The organism is Ramlibacter sp., assembly GCF_035554825.1.
Classification (GTDB): domain Bacteria; phylum Pseudomonadota; class Gammaproteobacteria; order Burkholderiales; family Burkholderiaceae_C; genus Ramlibacter.
Genome location: NZ_DATMHS010000094.1, coordinates 1 through 15,631, shown reverse-complemented (window position 1 = coordinate 15,631; position 15,631 = coordinate 1). Strand labels below are relative to the sequence as shown.

The following is a 15,631-nucleotide window of genomic DNA, read 5'->3' as shown; positions in this document are numbered from 1 at the left end:
GCGCTGCTGACCTCGGTCAACGGCGTGCGCCGCGGCGACCGCAACGCGTGGCCGGTGCTGTGGGGCACCCTGATGCTGCCGGCCTGCGTGGCCGGGGTGACCTGGATCGCGCTCGATCCGGAGGCGGTGCCGTGGCGCGTGCATGCGGTGAGCGCCGTGGCCGCGATCACGTTCCTCACCGGCGTGGGCGCGATGCTGTGGCTGCGCTACTCGTACCTGATCGAGCTGCGCGAAGTGCTCGTGCAGGGACCGCGCTACGACCCGATCACGCGCATGCGCACCCATGCGGCGACGGCACAGATGCTCGGCCAGACCTTCATGCGCCAGCAGGGCTCGACGCGGCCGGTGGTGTTGATCGCGGTGTCGATCGGCAACCTGTACGCGCTGGAGAACCTGCATGGCCGCGCGGCCCTCAACCACGCCCTGTTCATCTGTGCCAGCCGAGTGCGGCGCTGCGTGCCGGCGGGTGTGGAGCTGGGTCGACTCTTCGAGGACAGCTTCCTGCTGGTGTCGCGCGACGCCCGCAACTTCGAACAGCTGATCAAGCTCGGCCGGCGGCTGGCCGGCCAGCTCTCGCGTCCGGTGACGCTGCGCACGATCGGCGAAGGCGGCGAAGTCGAAGGGCGCGCCGAATGGGCCGCCCAGGTGGGCGTCGGCCTGCTGGCGACCACGGCCCAGGCCCAACCGGCCGTCGTGGCGGGCAAGGTGCGGGACATGGCACGCACGGCGTGGAGCTACGAAAGCCGGGTCGCCTGGCTGGACCAGGGCTCCGACCAGATCGCGCAGGTGCCGCTGCTCGACACGGACCGCTGACGGTCCGCCGCCTGCTTTCCGCCGGGCGCGGATAATGGCGGGCTTTGCCCCGCGGTCCCTTGAGCTCACTGGCCATCACCTTTCCCGAATCGCTGCCGGTGTCGGCCCGGCGCGACGAGATCGCCGCCGCGATCGCGGCCCACCAGGTGGTGATCGTCTGCGGCGAGACCGGCTCCGGCAAGACAACCCAGCTGCCCAAGATCGCGCTGGCGCTGGGGCGCGGCAAGCTGAATGCGCCGCGCGGGCAGGGCAGGCTGATCGGGCACACGCAGCCCCGGCGCATCGCGGCCTCGAGTGTCGCCCGGCGCATCGCCGAGGAGCTGAAGACGCCGCTCGGCGAGGTGGTCGGCTTCAAGGTGCGGTTCCAGGACCGGCTGCAGCCCGGCGCGTCGGTGAAGCTGATGACCGACGGCATCCTGCTCGCCGAGACCCAGACCGACCCGCTGCTCAAGGCCTACGACACCATCATCATCGACGAGGCGCACGAGCGCAGCCTCAACATCGATTTCCTGCTCGGCTACCTGCGCGAGATCCTGCCGCGGCGGCCGGACCTCAAGGTGGTGGTCACGTCCGCCACCATCGACGCCGAGCGCTTCGCCCGCCACTTCGCGTCGGTTCGCCCGGCGCCGGGCCGCCCCGAGCCGGGCGACGCCCCCTCGGGGGGCAGCGACCGGCCCCAGGACGGAGCGCCGGGGGATCGGTTGCTGCCGGCGCCGGTCATCTATGTCTCCGGCCGCATGTACCCGGTGGAGCAGCGCTGGCGGCCGTTCGAGGAGGCGCGCGACTACGGCCTGAACGACGCGATCGTCGCCGCCGTGGACGAACTGTGGCAGGGCGGCCCCTCGGGCTTCGGCGACATCCTGGTCTTCCTGCCCGGGGAACGCGAGATCCGGGAGGCGGCGGACCAGCTGCGCAAGCACCTGGCGCAGCGCCCCGTCACGCGCCAGGCCGAGGTGCTGCCGCTGTTCGCCCGCCTGTCGCAGGCCGAGCAGGACCGCATCTTCGAGCCGCACGGCGCGCCGCGGATCGTGCTCGCGACCAACGTGGCCGAGACCTCGCTCACCGTGCCCGGCATCCGCTACGTGATCGACAGCGGCACGGCCCGCGTCAAGCGCTACAGTTTTCGCAGCAAGGTGGAACAGCTGCTGGTGGAGCCGATCAGCCAGGCCGCCGCCAACCAGCGCGCCGGACGCTGCGGCCGGGTGGCCAACGGCATCTGCATCCGGCTCTACGACGAGAAGGACTTCGCCGGCCGGCCCGCGTTCACCGATCCCGAGATCCTGCGTTCGTCGCTGGCCGGCGTGATCCTGCGGATGAAGTCGCTGCACCTCGGCGCGGTGGAGGATTTCCCGTTCCTGGAGGCGCCGGCGCGGCGCGCGATCGCCGACGGCTACCAGCTGCTCAACGAGCTGGGTGCGGTGGACGATGCGAACGAGCTGACGCCGGTCGGCGGCGAGCTGGCCAAGCTGCCGCTCGATCCGCGGGTGGGCCGCATGATCCTGGAGGCGCGCCAGCGCGGCGCCCTGGAGGAGGTGCTGGTCATCGCCTCGGCGCTGTCGGTGCAGGACGTGCGCGACCGGCCGCTGGAGCTGCAGGCGCAGGCCGACCAGCAGCACGCCAAGTTCGACGACGAGAAGAGCGAGTTCTCCGGCTACCTGCGGCTGTGGGAATGGCTGGAAGCGGCGCGCGGTGGGCCCAAGGCGAGGGCCGCGCCGCCGCCCGCGCGCGGCAAGGCTGGCGGGCCGCCAGCCCAGCCCGCCGCGAAGGGTGGGCGCGCCGCGCCCGGGGCGCTCGCGCAGCCCGGGGCCGCAGCCGCCGCAGCAGGCCCGGAGGCGCCGGCGCACAGGCTGTCGAACCGCCAGTACGAGCAATTGCTGCGCCAGAACTTCATCAACGTGCGGCGGGTGCGCGAATGGCGCGACATCCACAGCCAGCTGCACACCGTCGTCAACGAACACAAGTGGCCGCTCAACACCCAGCCGGCGAGCTACGAGGAACTGCACAAGGCGATGCTGGCCGGGCTGCTGGGCAACATCGGCTGGAAGCCCGACGAGGAGGACGTGTACCTCGGCGCGCGCGGCATCAAGTTCTACCGCCACCCGGGCGCGCACCTGAAAAGAAAGCCGGGCCGCTGGGTGGTCGCCGCCGAACTGGTGGAGACGACCCGCTTGTTCGGCCGCGGGATCGCCAACATCGAACCGGGCTGGATCGAGCAGGTGGCCGGCCACCTGTTGAAGAAGCAATTGCTCGACCCGCATTGGGAGAAGAAGGCGGCGGAGGTCATCGCGCTGGAACGCGCGACGCTGTACGGCCTGGTCATCTACAGCGGCCGCCGGGTGCCGTTCGCGCGGGTCGACGTGCAGGGCGCGCGCGAGATCTTCATCCGCGAAGGGCTGGTGGCCGGCCAGTGGGAGACCGGCCTGCCGTTCCTGGCGGCCAACCAGAAGCTGGTCAGGCAGGTCGAGGAACTGGAACACAAGTCGCGGCGGCAGGACGTGCTGGTCGACGAGGAACTGATCTTCGCCTTCTACGACAAGCTGATTCCGCGCGACGTGTTCAGCGGCACGACCTTCGAGCGCTGGTACCGCGAGGCGAGCCGCGCCGACGCCAACCTGCTCAAGCTCTCGCGCGACGAGCTGATGCGGCACCAGGCGGCGGGCATCACCACCGAGTCGTTTCCGCGCACGGTGCGCCTGGGCGGCGTCGACTGCACGGCCACCTACCTGCACGAGCCGGGCGATCCCCGCGACGGCCTCACCGTGGCGGTGCCGCTGTTCGTGCTGAACCAGGTGAGCGAAGAGCGCGCCGAATGGCTGGTGCCGGGCATGCTGAAGGACAAGATCCAGGCGCTCCTCAAGAGCCTGCCGCAGCGCCCGCGCTCGCGGCTGGTGCCGCTGCCCGAGTCGGCCGGCAGCTTCGCCGAGCAGCTGGCGCAGCCGACGGCATGGGCCCGCGGCTCGCTCACCGACGCCGTGCTGAAACTGGTGCGCGATCGCACCAGCCTGGACGTCAAGCGCGCCGACTTCAAGCTGGACATGCTGCCGGCGCACCTGTTCATGAACTTCCGCATCGCCGACGAGCACGGGCGGCAGCTGGGCATGGGCCGCAACCTGCCGGCGCTGAAGGCGGAACTGGGCGCCAAGGCGCGCGGCGCGTTCCAGGCGCTGGCGGAGGTCAAGGGGCGGGCCGCGCCGGCCGAAGCTGCCACACCGGTGCCCGCCGCCGGTGCAGGCCCCGGGGCAGCAAAAGGCGCGGCACCGGCGCGGGCCCCGGCGGCCGGCGCTGGGCTGCACGCCGACCAGCGCCACACCGCCTGGACCTTCGGCGAGCTGCCCGAGCTGATGGAGATCGGCAAGGGCGGCACCCGCCTGATCGGCTTTCCGGCGCTGATCGACCAGGGCGACGCGGTGACGATCGAGGTCTTCGACGAACCGGAGGTCGCGGCCGCCAGGCACCGGCAGGGGCTGCGGCGGCTGTTCGCGCTGCAGATCCGCGATGCGCTCAAGTACCTCGAGAAGAACATCCCCGACCTGCAGAGGATGGCGGTGGCCTACATGCCGCTGGGCACGCAGGAGGAACTGCGCGACCAGATCATCGAGGTGGCGCTGGACCGCGCCTTCATGCTCGACCCGCTGCCCGCCACCGGGGTGGATTTCAAGCGGCGCGTCGACGAGGGCCGCGGCCGCCTGACGCTGATCGCCAACGAGGTGGCTCGCCTGGCCGGCACGATCCTCGCGGAGTACGCGGCCGCGCTGCGCAAGATCAAGGACACGAGGAACCATCCCGAGGCGACCGCCGACGCCACCCAGCAGCTGCAACGGCTGATGCCCAGGCGCTTTCTTGCCGCCACGCCGTGGGCGCAGCTGCAGCACTTCCCGCGCTACCTCAAGGCGGTGACGCTGCGTCTGGACAAGCTGCGGGCCGATCCGGCGCGCGACGCGGCGCGGCTGGCCGAGCTCAAGCCGCAGGAGCAGCGCTGCTGGCGCCTGCTGGCCGAACGCAAGGGCGCCGCCGACCAGCGGCTGCAGGAGTTCCGCTGGCTGCTGGAGGAGCTGCGCGTGAGCTTCTTCGCGCAGGAGCTGCGCACCCCGCAACCGGTCAGCGTCAAACGACTCGACAAGCTCTGGAGCCAGCTCAATAGCTGACGGACAGGCTTACTTTCGTGTACGGTACAAGGCCGTTTGACAGCCGCCGGCGGGGTGGTCTACCTTGCTGGGCATGGACAGGCGCAATTTCATCGGCACGTGCACCGCAGGCGCCGCCTGTGCTTCCGCTGCCGCGGCGTTCTCCGCGATCGCTGCCGATGCGCGTCCGCGCAGCTACGGGCGCGCCGTGCTGGTCGATGAACAGGGCAACCGGCTGCGGCTGGCCAGCCTCAAGCCGCGCGCCAACTACGTCTTTCACTACCCTTACGTGGCGACCCCGGTGTTTCTGCTGGACCTCGGCAAGCCGGCGCTGCCGCAGTCGCTGACGACCAAGGCGCGCGACACCTACGCCTGGCCGGGCGGCGTCGGGCCCAGGCGCAGCGTGGTCGCGTATTCGGCGATCTGCGCCCACCAGCTGGTCTACCCCACGCGCGACGTCAGCTTCATCAGTTTCCGCGACACGCGGGCCCGGCGCGGCGTGCAGGACGGACTGATCCACTGCTGCTCGGAGCACAGCCAGTACGACCCGGCTCGCGGCGCGCAGGTGCTCTCGGGGCCGGCGCCGCAGCCGCTGTGCGCGGTGCTGCTGGACTATGACCGCAGCGACGACAGCCTGACCGCCTATGCCACGCTGGGCGGTGAACTGTTCGACGACTTCTTCCGCAAGTACGAGGCGAAGCTGAGCATGGACGTGGGCGCGCAGGCGAAGAACGCCGTCGCCGAGCGCGCCCTGGTGCAGCCGCTGGAGAAGTTCTGCCGCAATCCGATCCAGTGCTGAACGCGGCGGGGCGCGCCCCCGGCCGCCCTACAGTTTCGCCAGCCGGTCCAGCGCCGCCTGCAGCGTCTCGTCCTGCTTGGCGAAGCAGAACCGCACCACGCGCTGGTCGAAGCCGTTGCCGTAGAACGCCGACAGCGGGATCGCCGCCACGCCGATCTCCGTCGTCAGCCACTTGCAGAACTCGGCCTCCGGCAGGTCGCTCACCTGCGAAATGTCCACGCACTGGAAGAAGCTGCCCTCGCTGGGAAGGATGCCGAACTTGGTGCGCTCGAGCCCGGCGCGGAACAGGTCGCGCTTGCGCTGGTAGAACGCCGGCAGCGCGCGATAGCGCTGCGGGTCGCCCATGTACGCGGCGAGGCCGTGCTGCACCGGCGTGTTGACGGTGAACACGTTGAACTGGTGGACCTTGCGGAACTCCGCCGTCAGCGGCGCCGGCGCGGCGACATAGCCCACTTTCCACCCGGTCACGTGGTAGGTCTTGCCGAAGCTGGAGACGATGAAGGCGCGCGCCGCGAGGCCGGGAAAGCGCGACGCGCTCTGGTGCTCCTGGCCGTCGTACACCATGTGCTCGTAGACCTCGTCGCTGATCACCAGCACGTCGGTCGGCGCCAGCAGTTCCTGCAGCTTGAGCATGTCGCCCTGCGACCACACGGTGGCGCTCGGGTTGTGCGGGCTGTTGATCAGGATCGCGCGCGTGCGCGGCGTGATCGCCTGGCCGATCTTCGCGAAGTCCGGGCGGAAGGTGTGCGGCACCAGCGGCACCCGCACCACGATGCCGCCCGCCAGCTCGATGTTGGGAACGTAGCTGTCGTAGCAGGGCTCCAGCACGATCACCTCGTCGCCCGGCCGCACCACCGCCAGGATGGCGGTGATGATCGCCTGGGTGGCGCCGGCGGTGATGGTGATCTCGGCGCCGGCGTCGTAACGCCGCCCGTGCATCGCCTCGATCTTGGCCGCCACCGCTTCGCGCAGCGGCGCCACACCGGCCATCGGCGGGTACTGGTTCAGGCCCTGGCGCATCGCGCCGCAGACGGCGTCGACCAGCAGCGGGTCGCAGGTGAAGTCGGGAAAGCCCTGGCCCAGGTTGACGGCGCCCGTTTCGGTGGCCAGGGCGGACATGACGGTGAAAATGGTGGTTCCCATGTTCGGGAACTTGCTCTGGACGGGCGGGGTGCGTTCGGTGCTCATGGAATGCAGCGGGTTAAAGCTCGTAGTCGTTCTCGTGGCCGGTCATGGCCTTGGCGATCAGGTTGCGGTCGAGCCGGTCGGACAGCAGTTCGGCAAACTTGTAGACGAAGTTGCGCAGGTAGGCGCTGCGCTTGAAGGCCACGCGCGCCACGTTCTGGCCGAACAGGTGGCCCAGCGGGCGCACCGCCAGTTCGTCGTGGCTGCCATCCTCGCGCACCGCCATCTCGGCCACGATGCCGATGCCCAGGCCGAGCCGCACGTAGGTCTTGATCACGTCCGAGTCGATCGCCTCCAGCGCGATCCGCGGCTGCAGCTTGCGCTGGGCGAACGCGTGGTCGATGCGCGTGCGGCCGGTGAAGGCCGGGTGGTAGGTGATCAGCGGCTCGGGTGCGAGGTCCTCCAGGCTGATGCGCTCCTTCCGGGCCAGCGGATGCGCCAGCGGCAGCACCAGCACGTGCTGCCATTCGTAGCAGGGCAGGGTGACCAGCTCGCGCTGGTCGGGCAGCGCTTCGGTCGCGATGCCGATCTCTGCCACTTCGTCCATCACCATCCGGGCCACCTGTTCGGGCGACCCCTGGTGCAGGCTGATGTTCACCTTCGGGTAGGCCTCGCGCAGCTTGGCGATCGGCACCGGCAGCACGTAGCGCGCCTGGGTGTGCGTGGTCGCGATCGACAGGGTGCCGCTGTCCTGGGCGCTGAACTGTTCGCCGATGCGCTTGAGGTTGCCCACTTCGCGCATGATCAGCTCGATGCTGCGCAGCACGTGCTGGCCGGGCTCGGTGATGCGCTTCAGGCGCTTGCCGTGGCGCGCGAAGATCTCGACGCCGAGTTCTTCCTCCAGTTCGATGATCGCCTTGGACACCCCGGGCTGCGAGGTGTGCAGGGCCTTCGCCGCTTCGGTCAGGTTGAGGTTGCGGCGCGCCGCCTCCTGCACGAAGCGGAACTGGTGGAGATTCATACCGAAATTCTTCTAAGGCGGTCGTTCATTATGCCCCAGCACCGGGGAGGGGTAGCCGATGCCCTGGCTTGCGGTCGCGCCGCGGATCGGTCCTTCACTCGAGCGCCAGCGCCGCCAGCAGGTCCAGCACCCGCGGGTCCTCGCCGACCGGGGGCCGCAGCCGGAAGGCGACGGCCGGATGCGCGGCCCGAAGTTGGTCCAGCAGGCGCGGCAGGTCGGCGCGGGCATGCTTGCCCGTGCCCAGGAACATCGGCACCAGCGTGACCGCACGGACGCCGAGCCGCGCCAGGTCGGCGGCGGCCGTGGGAACGTCGGGCGCCTGCAGTTCCAGGTAGGCGCAGCGCGTGGGCGTGGCCGGTTGCAGCGCGGCGAGCCGGGCCGCCACGGCCTCGATCGGCGCGCGCCACAGCGGATCGCGCGAGCCGTGGCCGACCAGGATGATGCCCTTGGCCACGGCCTTCCGCGTCACCGGCGCAGCACCAGCCAGCCGAAGGCACCCAGCGAGAGCACGGTGTAGATCAGCCCCGGGGCGGCCGCCGTCAGCCAGGGACGCCAGTTCTGCAGGTTGCCGATGTAGCCGAACACGTTGTTCAGCAGGAAGAAGCTGATCCCGATCAGCACGCCCACGAACACGTAGCCGGTGATGCCGCGGGTGCGGAAATGCAGGTAGGCGAAGGGCAGCGCCAGCACCACCATCACCATGCAGCTGAGCGGGTAGAACACCTTGCGCCAGAACTCGATCTCGTAGCGCTGCGAGGTCTGCTGGTTCGCTTCCAGGTGGCGGATGTACTGGAACAGGTCGATGGTGCTCATGCGATCGGGCTTGAGCAGCGCCACCGACACCATCTCGGGGCTGATCTCGGTGTGCCAACGCACCGCGGGCAAGGTCTGCTGTTCGATGCGGGCCAGGGCGCTGACTTCGCGCGGGAACCGCGTGACCGTGGCGTCGTGCAGCAGCCAGGCGCCGTCGGCGGCGAACTGGGCCTTCGGCGCCTGCATGAACGTGACGATGAAGCCGCGCCGGTCGGCTTCGAAGATGCGCACGCCCTGCATGTTGCCGTCCGGCGTGAGGGCGTTCACGTTGACGCTGTAGGTGCGGTCCGGGGCGCGCTCCTTGAGCCAGGCGCCGGTCAGGCCGATGCTGATGCGGCCTTCCAGCCGCGCCTTGAGCAGTTGCGCCGTGCGGTCGGAGGCCGGGGCGAGGTAGTCGCCCGTCGCGAAGGTGAGCACGGTGAAGATCAGGCCCAGCGCCAGAAGCGTGCGCATGGCCCGGCCGGGACCGAGGCCGCTGGTGCGCAGGATGGTGTATTCGGAACTCTGGGCGAGCCTGGCCATCACGAAGATGGTGCCGATCAGCACGGCGATCGGCAGCAGCTCGTAGAGGTGGCTGGGGATCATCAGCGTCACGTAGGCCAGCGCCTGCGAGAGGCGGTACTGGTTGGCGCCGCGGCTGACGTTGGGCAGTTCGTCGACGAAATCGAAGAAGAAGAACAGCGCCAGGAAGCCGACCGCGACGAACACGACGGACGCCAGCACCTCCTTGTAGATCAGGCGGCGGATGGTCCTCATGGGGTGGCCCCGGCCGCCGCCCGGCGGGCGCGCCACAGCGCGGCCAGCGACCAGCTGTTGTGCTGCTTGGCCAGCCACAACAGCGCCGCGAGCAGCACGCCGCCGTGCAGGGCCAGCAGCAGCGGCACGATGCGCACCTGGCCGTTGCTGATCCAGCTCTGCCCCAGATTGAGCAGGTTGAAATAGACGACGAAGGCGAACAGCGCGAACACCAGGTTGCCGCTGCGGCCCGCGCGCGGGTTGACGCTGGAGACCGCGACCGCGATCACGATGAAGTTCAGCGCCGACAGCGCCAGGCCGACCCGCCATGCCAGCTCGCCGAGGTTCTGCGGCGTCGGGTCCATGACCAGCGCCAGCGTGGTGCGCGACTTGGGCGGCGGCGCGTCGCGCGCCGACAGCTCGCCCGGGCCGATGCGCGATGCGTACTCCCGGAACTCGCTCACCTTCAGCTGGCGCGCGTCGAACTCGAGGCGCTGGCCGTCGGCCAGCACCAGGAACTGCCCGTCGCCGCGGTTTTCGATGCGCCCGCTGCGCGCCGAGGTCACCGTTTCCTTGCCGCGCTCGCGGGTCGAAATGAAGATGTTGCGGCCCGACTTGTCGTCGGGCGTGTCCTTGTCGAGGAAGAACACCCGGTTGCCGCTGGCTGACTCCTGGAACTGGCCGGGCGCCACCCGCTCCAGGTCGCCGCGCTGGCCGTAGCGATCGCGCAGCTCGCGGGTCTGCTGGTTGGCCCAGGGCCAGACGACCAGCGCCAGCGCCGCCACCACCAGCAGGATCGGCCAGGCGAAGCGCAGCAGCGGGCGCAGGAAGGCCGACAGGCCGCGGCCGGCCGCGAACCAGATCACCATCTCGCTGTCGCGGTACATGCGCGACAGCGTGCCGACGATCGCGATGAACAGGCACAGGGTCAGGATCGGCGGCAGATAGCCGAGCACCGTGTAGCCCATGACCATCATGATGTCCTGCGGATTGACGCTGCCGCGGCTGGCGAGGCTCAGCGTGCGCACCAGGGTCATCGTCATCACGATGGTCACCAGCACGACGAGGGTGGCGCCGAAACTGCGGGCCAGCTCCTTGCGCAGGGACGAATGGAATAACATCGACGCGGTCGAAACGAACAAGAAAATTCCAGGAGATTATGGACTTCGAACTCAAGACCCTGAGCCTGGCCGCTGCGGCCGGCGAGAAATGCGACGCGCTGATCCTGCTGGTGGGCGAGTCGTTCAAACCGGGCAAGGACGCGCTTTCGCGGCTGGCGGCCGAGGCGATCAAGGCGCGCGACCTCGAGCCCAAGCCGGGCAAGCTGCTGCAGGCGTACCGGGCGCCCGGCATCGCGGCGGCGCGGGTGGTGCTCGCCGGCGCGGGCGACGGCTCGGGCAAGCGGGTGCACGCCGCCGTGCAGGCCGCCGTCGGCGCGCTGCGGTCCAACAGCGTCAAGCGGCTGGTGATCTGCCTGGCGCCCGAAGCCCAGGCCGATGCCGTGCGGGCGGCGGTGACGGCCACCGCCGAAAGCAGCTACGTCTACGTGGCGACCAAGTCCAAGCCGGAAGGCCGCGAACTGCAGCGGGTGACGGTGGCGGTGGCCGATGCGGGCCGGCACGCCCAGGCCTTCGCGGCGGCCCGCGCGGCCGCCGAAGGCATCGAATTCGCGCGCGAACTGGGCAACCTGCCGCCCAACGTCGCCACGCCGACCCGCCTGGGCGAGGAAGCGCGCAAGCTGGCCAAGCGGCACGGCTTCCAGTGCGAGGTGATGGGTCCGCGCGAGATCGCCAAGCACAAGATGGGCTCGTTCCTGGCCGTGGCCAAGGGCTCCGAGCAGGAGCCGCGGTTCATCGTGCTGCGCCACCAGGGCGCGGCCGCGAGCGAGCCGCCGGTGGTGCTGGTCGGCAAGGGCATCACGTTCGACAGCGGCGGCATCTCGATCAAGCCGTCCCAGGACATGGACGAGATGAAGTTCGACATGGGCGGCGCCGCCAGCGTGCTCGGCACGTTCCGCGCGCTGGGCGAAGTCAAGCCGGCCCTGAACGTGATCGGCGTGATCCCCAGCTGCGAGAACATGCCCGACGGCCGCTCGGTGAAGCCGGGCGACATCGTCACCAGCATGAGCGGCCAGACCATCGAGGTCCTGAACACCGACGCCGAAGGGCGGCTGATCCTGTGCGACGCGCTGACCTACGCGGAGCGGTTCAAGCCGGCGGCCGTGGTCGACATCGCGACGCTCACCGGCGCCTGCGTCATCGCGCTGGGCGGCGTGCGCAGCGGCATGTTCGCCAGTGACGACGAGCTCGCGGCCGACCTCCTGGCGGCGGGCGACGCCGCGCTCGACCCGTGCTGGCGCATGCCGCTGGACGACGAGTACGGCGAAGGCCTGAAGAGCAATTTCGCCGACGCCGCGAACGTCGCCGGCCGCGCCGGCGGCTCGATCACGGCAGCGAAATTCCTGCAGCGTTTCGCCGGCAACTACCCGTGGGCCCACCTGGACATCGCCGGCACCGCCTGGAAGGGCGGCCCCGCCAAGGGCTCCACCGGCCGGCCGGTGGGCCTGCTGGTGCAGTTCCTGCTGGGCCGCCAGGGCACGGCGCCGGCCAAGACCGCGGCCAAGCGGGCGCCGGCCAAGACCGCTGCGCGCGCCCGCGGCAAGGCGTCGCGCTAGCCGCGGCACACGCCGGGATGCCATGACCGAGGTCGCCTTCCACTTCAACGCGCCCGACAAGGTGGGCTATGCCTGCCGGCTGCTGCGCAAGGCGGTGGGTTCGGGCGCCACGGTGGTGGTGACCGGGCAGGCGGCGCTGCTGGGCGAACTGGATGCCGCCTTGTGGACCTTCACGGCGCTGGACTTCCTGCCGCATTGCCGCGAGCCGGGCGCGCCGGCGGCCGTGCTGGCGGCATCGCCGGTGGTGCTGACCGAGACCCCCCGGGCCGCTCCGCACCACCAGGTGCTGGTGAACCTGGGCCAGGCGCTGCCGGACGGGTTCGAGACCTTCGAGCGGCTGATCGAAGTCGTCACCGCCGACGAGGACGACCGCCAGCGGGCGCGCCAGCGCTGGAAGCATTACGCCAGCCGCGGCTACAACATCGTGCGCCACGACCTGGGCGCCGAGGTGCAGTGATGGCCGGCCGCGTTCCTCCCCGCCATGTGCCCACGCTCACCGAAGTGGTGCAGCCGGCGGCCGAGCCGGCGCCCCAGGCGCAGCCGGCCGAGCCGGTGGCCCGGGAGGAGCTCGTGCAGCGCGTGATGCAGCGGGTCGACCTGGCGCTGGAGCGGCGCCTGCGCGAAACCATCGCCGCCACCGTGATCGAGCAGACCCGCACCCTGGCGCCGCTGCTGCGCGACGAGATCGAGTCGCTGGTACGCGAAGCGGTGGCGCAGGCGTTCCAGGACGAACTGCGTCGCGGCTGACCGCCCCCGGCGTGCGCCTGCCGCGCCGCTGCTGGCAGTTTGCTGTCGGCCCCCCTTCGCAGCCCGTGCGACCCCGGCCTTTCCCTCTGGTTGCGGCCCGGAATTTGCGTTATGTTCGCGCTCCGTTGAGCAGAACAATTTCTCAACTTTTCCAACTCTGGAGGCTCTTATGCAGATGAAGATGAAGCTGACCGCGGCCGCTGCGATTGCGGCGCTCGCGGGCCTGGCATCGGCGCAGGACCTGGTCGTGAAGATTGGCCACGTGGCGCCCATGTCCGGTCCCCAGGCGCATTACGGCAAGGACAACGAGAACGGCGCCCGGATGGCGGTCGAGGACCTGAACACCAAGGGCGTCACCATCGGAGGGAAGAAGGCGAAATTCGAACTGCTCGCCGAAGACGATGCCGCCGACCCGAAACAGGGCACGGCCGCCGCCCAGAAGTTGTGCGACGCGAAGGTCGCCGGCGTGGTCGGCCACCTGAACTCGGGCACGACGATCCCCGCGGCCAAGATCTACAACGACTGCGGCATCCCGCATGTCACCGGCGCGGCCACCAATCCCAGCCTCACCAAGCCCGGCTACAAGACCACCTACCGGATCATCGCGAACGACAACTCGCTGGGCGCCGGCCTGGCCTTCTACGCGGCGGACAAGCTGAAACTGAAGAAGGTCGCGATCATCGACGACCGCACCGCCTACGGCCAGGGCGTCGCCGACATCTTCAAGAAGACGGCGCAGTCCAAGGGCATCCAGGTCGTGGATTCGCAGTTCACCAACGACAAGGCGACCGACTTCATGGCCATCCTGACGGCCATCAAGGCGAAGAACCCCGACGGCATCTTCTTCGGCGGGATGGACACGCAGGGCGGTCCGATGCTGCGTCAGATGGAGCAGCTGGGCCTGACCAACGTGAAGTTCTTCGGCGGCGACGGCATCTGCACCCAGAAGATCATCGAGCTGGCCGGCGGCGCGAAGTCCCTGGGCAACGTGGTCTGCGCCGAGGGCGGCGCCTCGCTGGACAAGATGCCCGGCGGCGCCGAGTGGAAGAAGCGCTACGACGCCAAGTACCCGGGCCAGTTCCAGGTCTACAGCCCGTACACCTATGACGCCACGATGCTGCTGGCCGACGCGATGGTGCGCGCCAAGTCGATCGACCCGAAGGTCTACATCCCGTTCCTGCAGAAGTCGAACTACAAGGGCGTCACCGCGACCATTGCGTTCGAACCCAACGGCGAACTCAAGAACCCGGCCATGACGCTGTACACGTACACGGACGGCAAGAAGACGCCGGTGAACTGAAGCGCTGCAGCACCAGGAAAAAGGCCGCCGTCAGGCGGCTTTTTTCTGCGCGCGGCGTCTCGCCCCCGCGATACGGCGTGTAGTGCATTGGCTGGTGTTCCTGTAGGAGTTGTCCTACGGACCGCGCCACGCCTGCGTTTGCCGGGTGGTCATCTCGAGCGTGAGTTGTGAGCCCCCGGCGAACACAGTAATCTCCCGCGTTCGTTGCCGGGGCGACGGTGCTTTACCGTGCGCGGACGGCGTGTTGCTCAGTTTGGGGGACAGCATGGAAGTAGTGGCTAAATTGCCTTCGGTTGATCAGCGCGACAGCGAGTTGAAGCAGGTCCTGCGGGCGCTGGGGGCGTACCGGCGGGGCGAGACCGGGGTGACGCTGCCCACGGAATGGGACGGCGTCTACGGCAAGATCGCCGCCGAATTCAACGATCTCACGGCCCAGACCGCGCGTACCTCGCACAAACTCAAGGCGGTCGAGCCCGGCGCCCGCGGCAACAGCCGCAGCAAGCGGCTCAGCGACGACAAGCTCACCGGGTTCTGGCAGAGCGACGTGGCGGCCGTCAACGCGGTGCTGGAAGAGGTCGACGTGCTGCACGACCATACCCGCACCGTGCTGAGCGCCCTGACCGACCTCAAGAAAGGCAATGCCTCGGCGCAGTTGCCGCAGGATTGGACCGGCGTTTTCGGCAAGGTCGCCGACGCGTTCAACGACGTGGTGGCCGAGAACCTGCGCATGTCGCACGAACTGGCGCGACTGTCCAAGGTCGTCGGCAAGGAAGGCAAGCTCAAGGAGCGCGCCTACGTGCCCAACGCCACCGGCTTCTGGCGCGATTCGTCCGAGTCGATCAACTCGCTGATCGCCGACCTGGTGCACCCGACCTCCGAAGTGGCCCGGGTGATCGGCGCGGTGGCCCAGGGCGACCTGTCGAAGTCGATGGCGCTGGAAGCCGACGGCCGGCCGCTCGAAGGCGAATTCCTGCGCACCGCGATGATCATCAACAAGATGGTGCAGCAGCTGGGAACCTTCTCCGCGGAAGTGACGCGGGTGGCGCGGGAAGTGGGCACCGAAGGCAAGCTGGGCGGCCAGGCCGACGTGCAGGGCGTGGCCGGCACCTGGAAGGACCTGACCGACTCCGTGAACTTCATGGCGTCCAACCTCACGGCCCAGGTGCGCAACATCGCCGGCGTGACCAAGGCGGTGGCGGCCGGCGACCTGTCCAAGAAGATCACGGTGGACGTGAAGGGCGAGATCCTGGAGCTGAAGAACACCATCAACACCATGGTGGACCAGCTGCGCTCGTTCGCCTCGGAGGTGACCCGGGTGGCCCGGGAAGTGGGCACCGAGGGCAAGCTGGGCGGCCAGGCCGACGTGCAGGGCGTGGCCGGCACCTGGAAGGACCTGACCGACTCGGTGAACTCGATGGGCTCGAACCTGACGGCCCAGGTGCGCAACATCGCCGAGGTGACCAAGGCGGTGGCGGCCGGC

13 protein-coding genes are annotated in these 15,631 nt (G+C 69.6%); 8 read left to right on the top strand and 5 right to left on the bottom strand.

Going from position 1 to position 15,631, the window contains the following annotated elements; translation table 11 throughout:
- The 3 genes from VNT59_RS11835 to VNT59_RS11825 form a co-directional block, all read left to right on the top strand.
- Positions 1 to 813: diguanylate cyclase domain-containing protein (locus VNT59_RS11835; protein ID WP_325498612.1), on the top strand; the 813-nt coding region annotated here is incomplete at its 5' end.
- A gap of 68 nt (positions 814 to 881) precedes the next feature.
- The gene (hrpA, locus tag VNT59_RS11830) at positions 882 to 4,958 is read left to right on the top strand and encodes an ATP-dependent RNA helicase HrpA (RefSeq protein WP_325498613.1); all 4,077 of its coding nucleotides are present in this window, start codon (positions 882 to 884) and stop codon (positions 4,956 to 4,958) included.
- Positions 4,959 to 5,031: 73 nt separating this feature from the next.
- A complete protein-coding gene (locus VNT59_RS11825) occupies positions 5,032 to 5,736 on the top strand; it encodes a (2Fe-2S)-binding protein (protein WP_325498611.1) in 705 nt (234 codons plus the stop codon).
- A gap of 27 nt (positions 5,737 to 5,763) precedes the next feature.
- On the opposite strand, the gene VNT59_RS11820 is transcribed toward VNT59_RS11825, so the two are convergent.
- The 5 genes from VNT59_RS11820 to lptF all read right to left on the bottom strand — a co-directional run bounded on the left by VNT59_RS11820 (position 5,764) and on the right by lptF (position 10,551).
- Positions 5,764 to 6,924 (bottom strand): pyridoxal phosphate-dependent aminotransferase, encoded by a 1,161-nt coding sequence (locus VNT59_RS11820; RefSeq protein ID WP_325498610.1) that lies wholly within the window; start codon positions 6,922 to 6,924, stop codon positions 5,764 to 5,766.
- A gap of 13 nt (positions 6,925 to 6,937) precedes the next feature.
- A complete protein-coding gene (locus tag VNT59_RS11815; RefSeq protein ID WP_325498609.1) occupies positions 6,938 to 7,882 on the bottom strand; it encodes a CysB family HTH-type transcriptional regulator in 945 nt (314 codons plus the stop codon).
- 94 nt (positions 7,883 to 7,976) lie between these two features.
- Complete coding sequence (locus VNT59_RS11810) at positions 7,977 to 8,351, bottom strand: CbiX/SirB N-terminal domain-containing protein (protein ID WP_325498608.1); 375 nt, start codon at positions 8,349 to 8,351, stop codon at positions 7,977 to 7,979.
- Positions 8,348 to 9,451 (bottom strand): LPS export ABC transporter permease LptG, encoded by a 1,104-nt coding sequence (gene lptG / locus VNT59_RS11805; RefSeq protein WP_325498607.1) that lies wholly within the window; start codon positions 9,449 to 9,451, stop codon positions 8,348 to 8,350. Before lptG ends, VNT59_RS11810 begins: the two co-directional genes overlap by 4 nt.
- Positions 9,448 to 10,551, bottom strand: coding sequence for an LPS export ABC transporter permease LptF (lptF, locus tag VNT59_RS11800; protein ID WP_325498606.1), 1,104 nt, complete (start codon positions 10,549 to 10,551; stop codon positions 9,448 to 9,450). Before lptF ends, lptG begins: the two co-directional genes overlap by 4 nt.
- A 38-nt stretch (positions 10,552 to 10,589) precedes the next feature.
- On the opposite strand from lptF, the gene VNT59_RS11795 reads away from it, so the two are divergent.
- The 5 genes from VNT59_RS11795 to VNT59_RS11775 form a co-directional block, all read left to right on the top strand.
- Complete coding sequence (locus VNT59_RS11795) at positions 10,590 to 12,104, top strand: leucyl aminopeptidase (RefSeq protein WP_325498605.1); 1,515 nt, start codon at positions 10,590 to 10,592, stop codon at positions 12,102 to 12,104.
- Positions 12,105 to 12,126: 22 nt separating this feature from the next.
- Complete coding sequence (locus VNT59_RS11790; protein ID WP_325498604.1) at positions 12,127 to 12,561, top strand: DNA polymerase III subunit chi; 435 nt, start codon at positions 12,127 to 12,129, stop codon at positions 12,559 to 12,561.
- Positions 12,561 to 12,851, top strand: coding sequence for a hypothetical protein (locus VNT59_RS11785; RefSeq protein WP_325498603.1), 291 nt, complete (start codon positions 12,561 to 12,563; stop codon positions 12,849 to 12,851). Before VNT59_RS11790 ends, VNT59_RS11785 begins: the two co-directional genes overlap by 1 nt.
- A gap of 169 nt (positions 12,852 to 13,020) precedes the next feature.
- Positions 13,021 to 14,151 carry a branched-chain amino acid ABC transporter substrate-binding protein gene (locus VNT59_RS11780; protein ID WP_325498602.1) on the top strand — a complete coding sequence of 377 codons (1,131 nt, stop codon included), beginning with the start codon at positions 13,021 to 13,023 and terminating at the stop codon, positions 14,149 to 14,151.
- A gap of 265 nt (positions 14,152 to 14,416) precedes the next feature.
- Positions 14,417 to 15,631 (top strand): HAMP domain-containing protein (locus VNT59_RS11775; protein ID WP_325498601.1); only part of this gene is annotated, 1,215 nt, incomplete at its 3' end.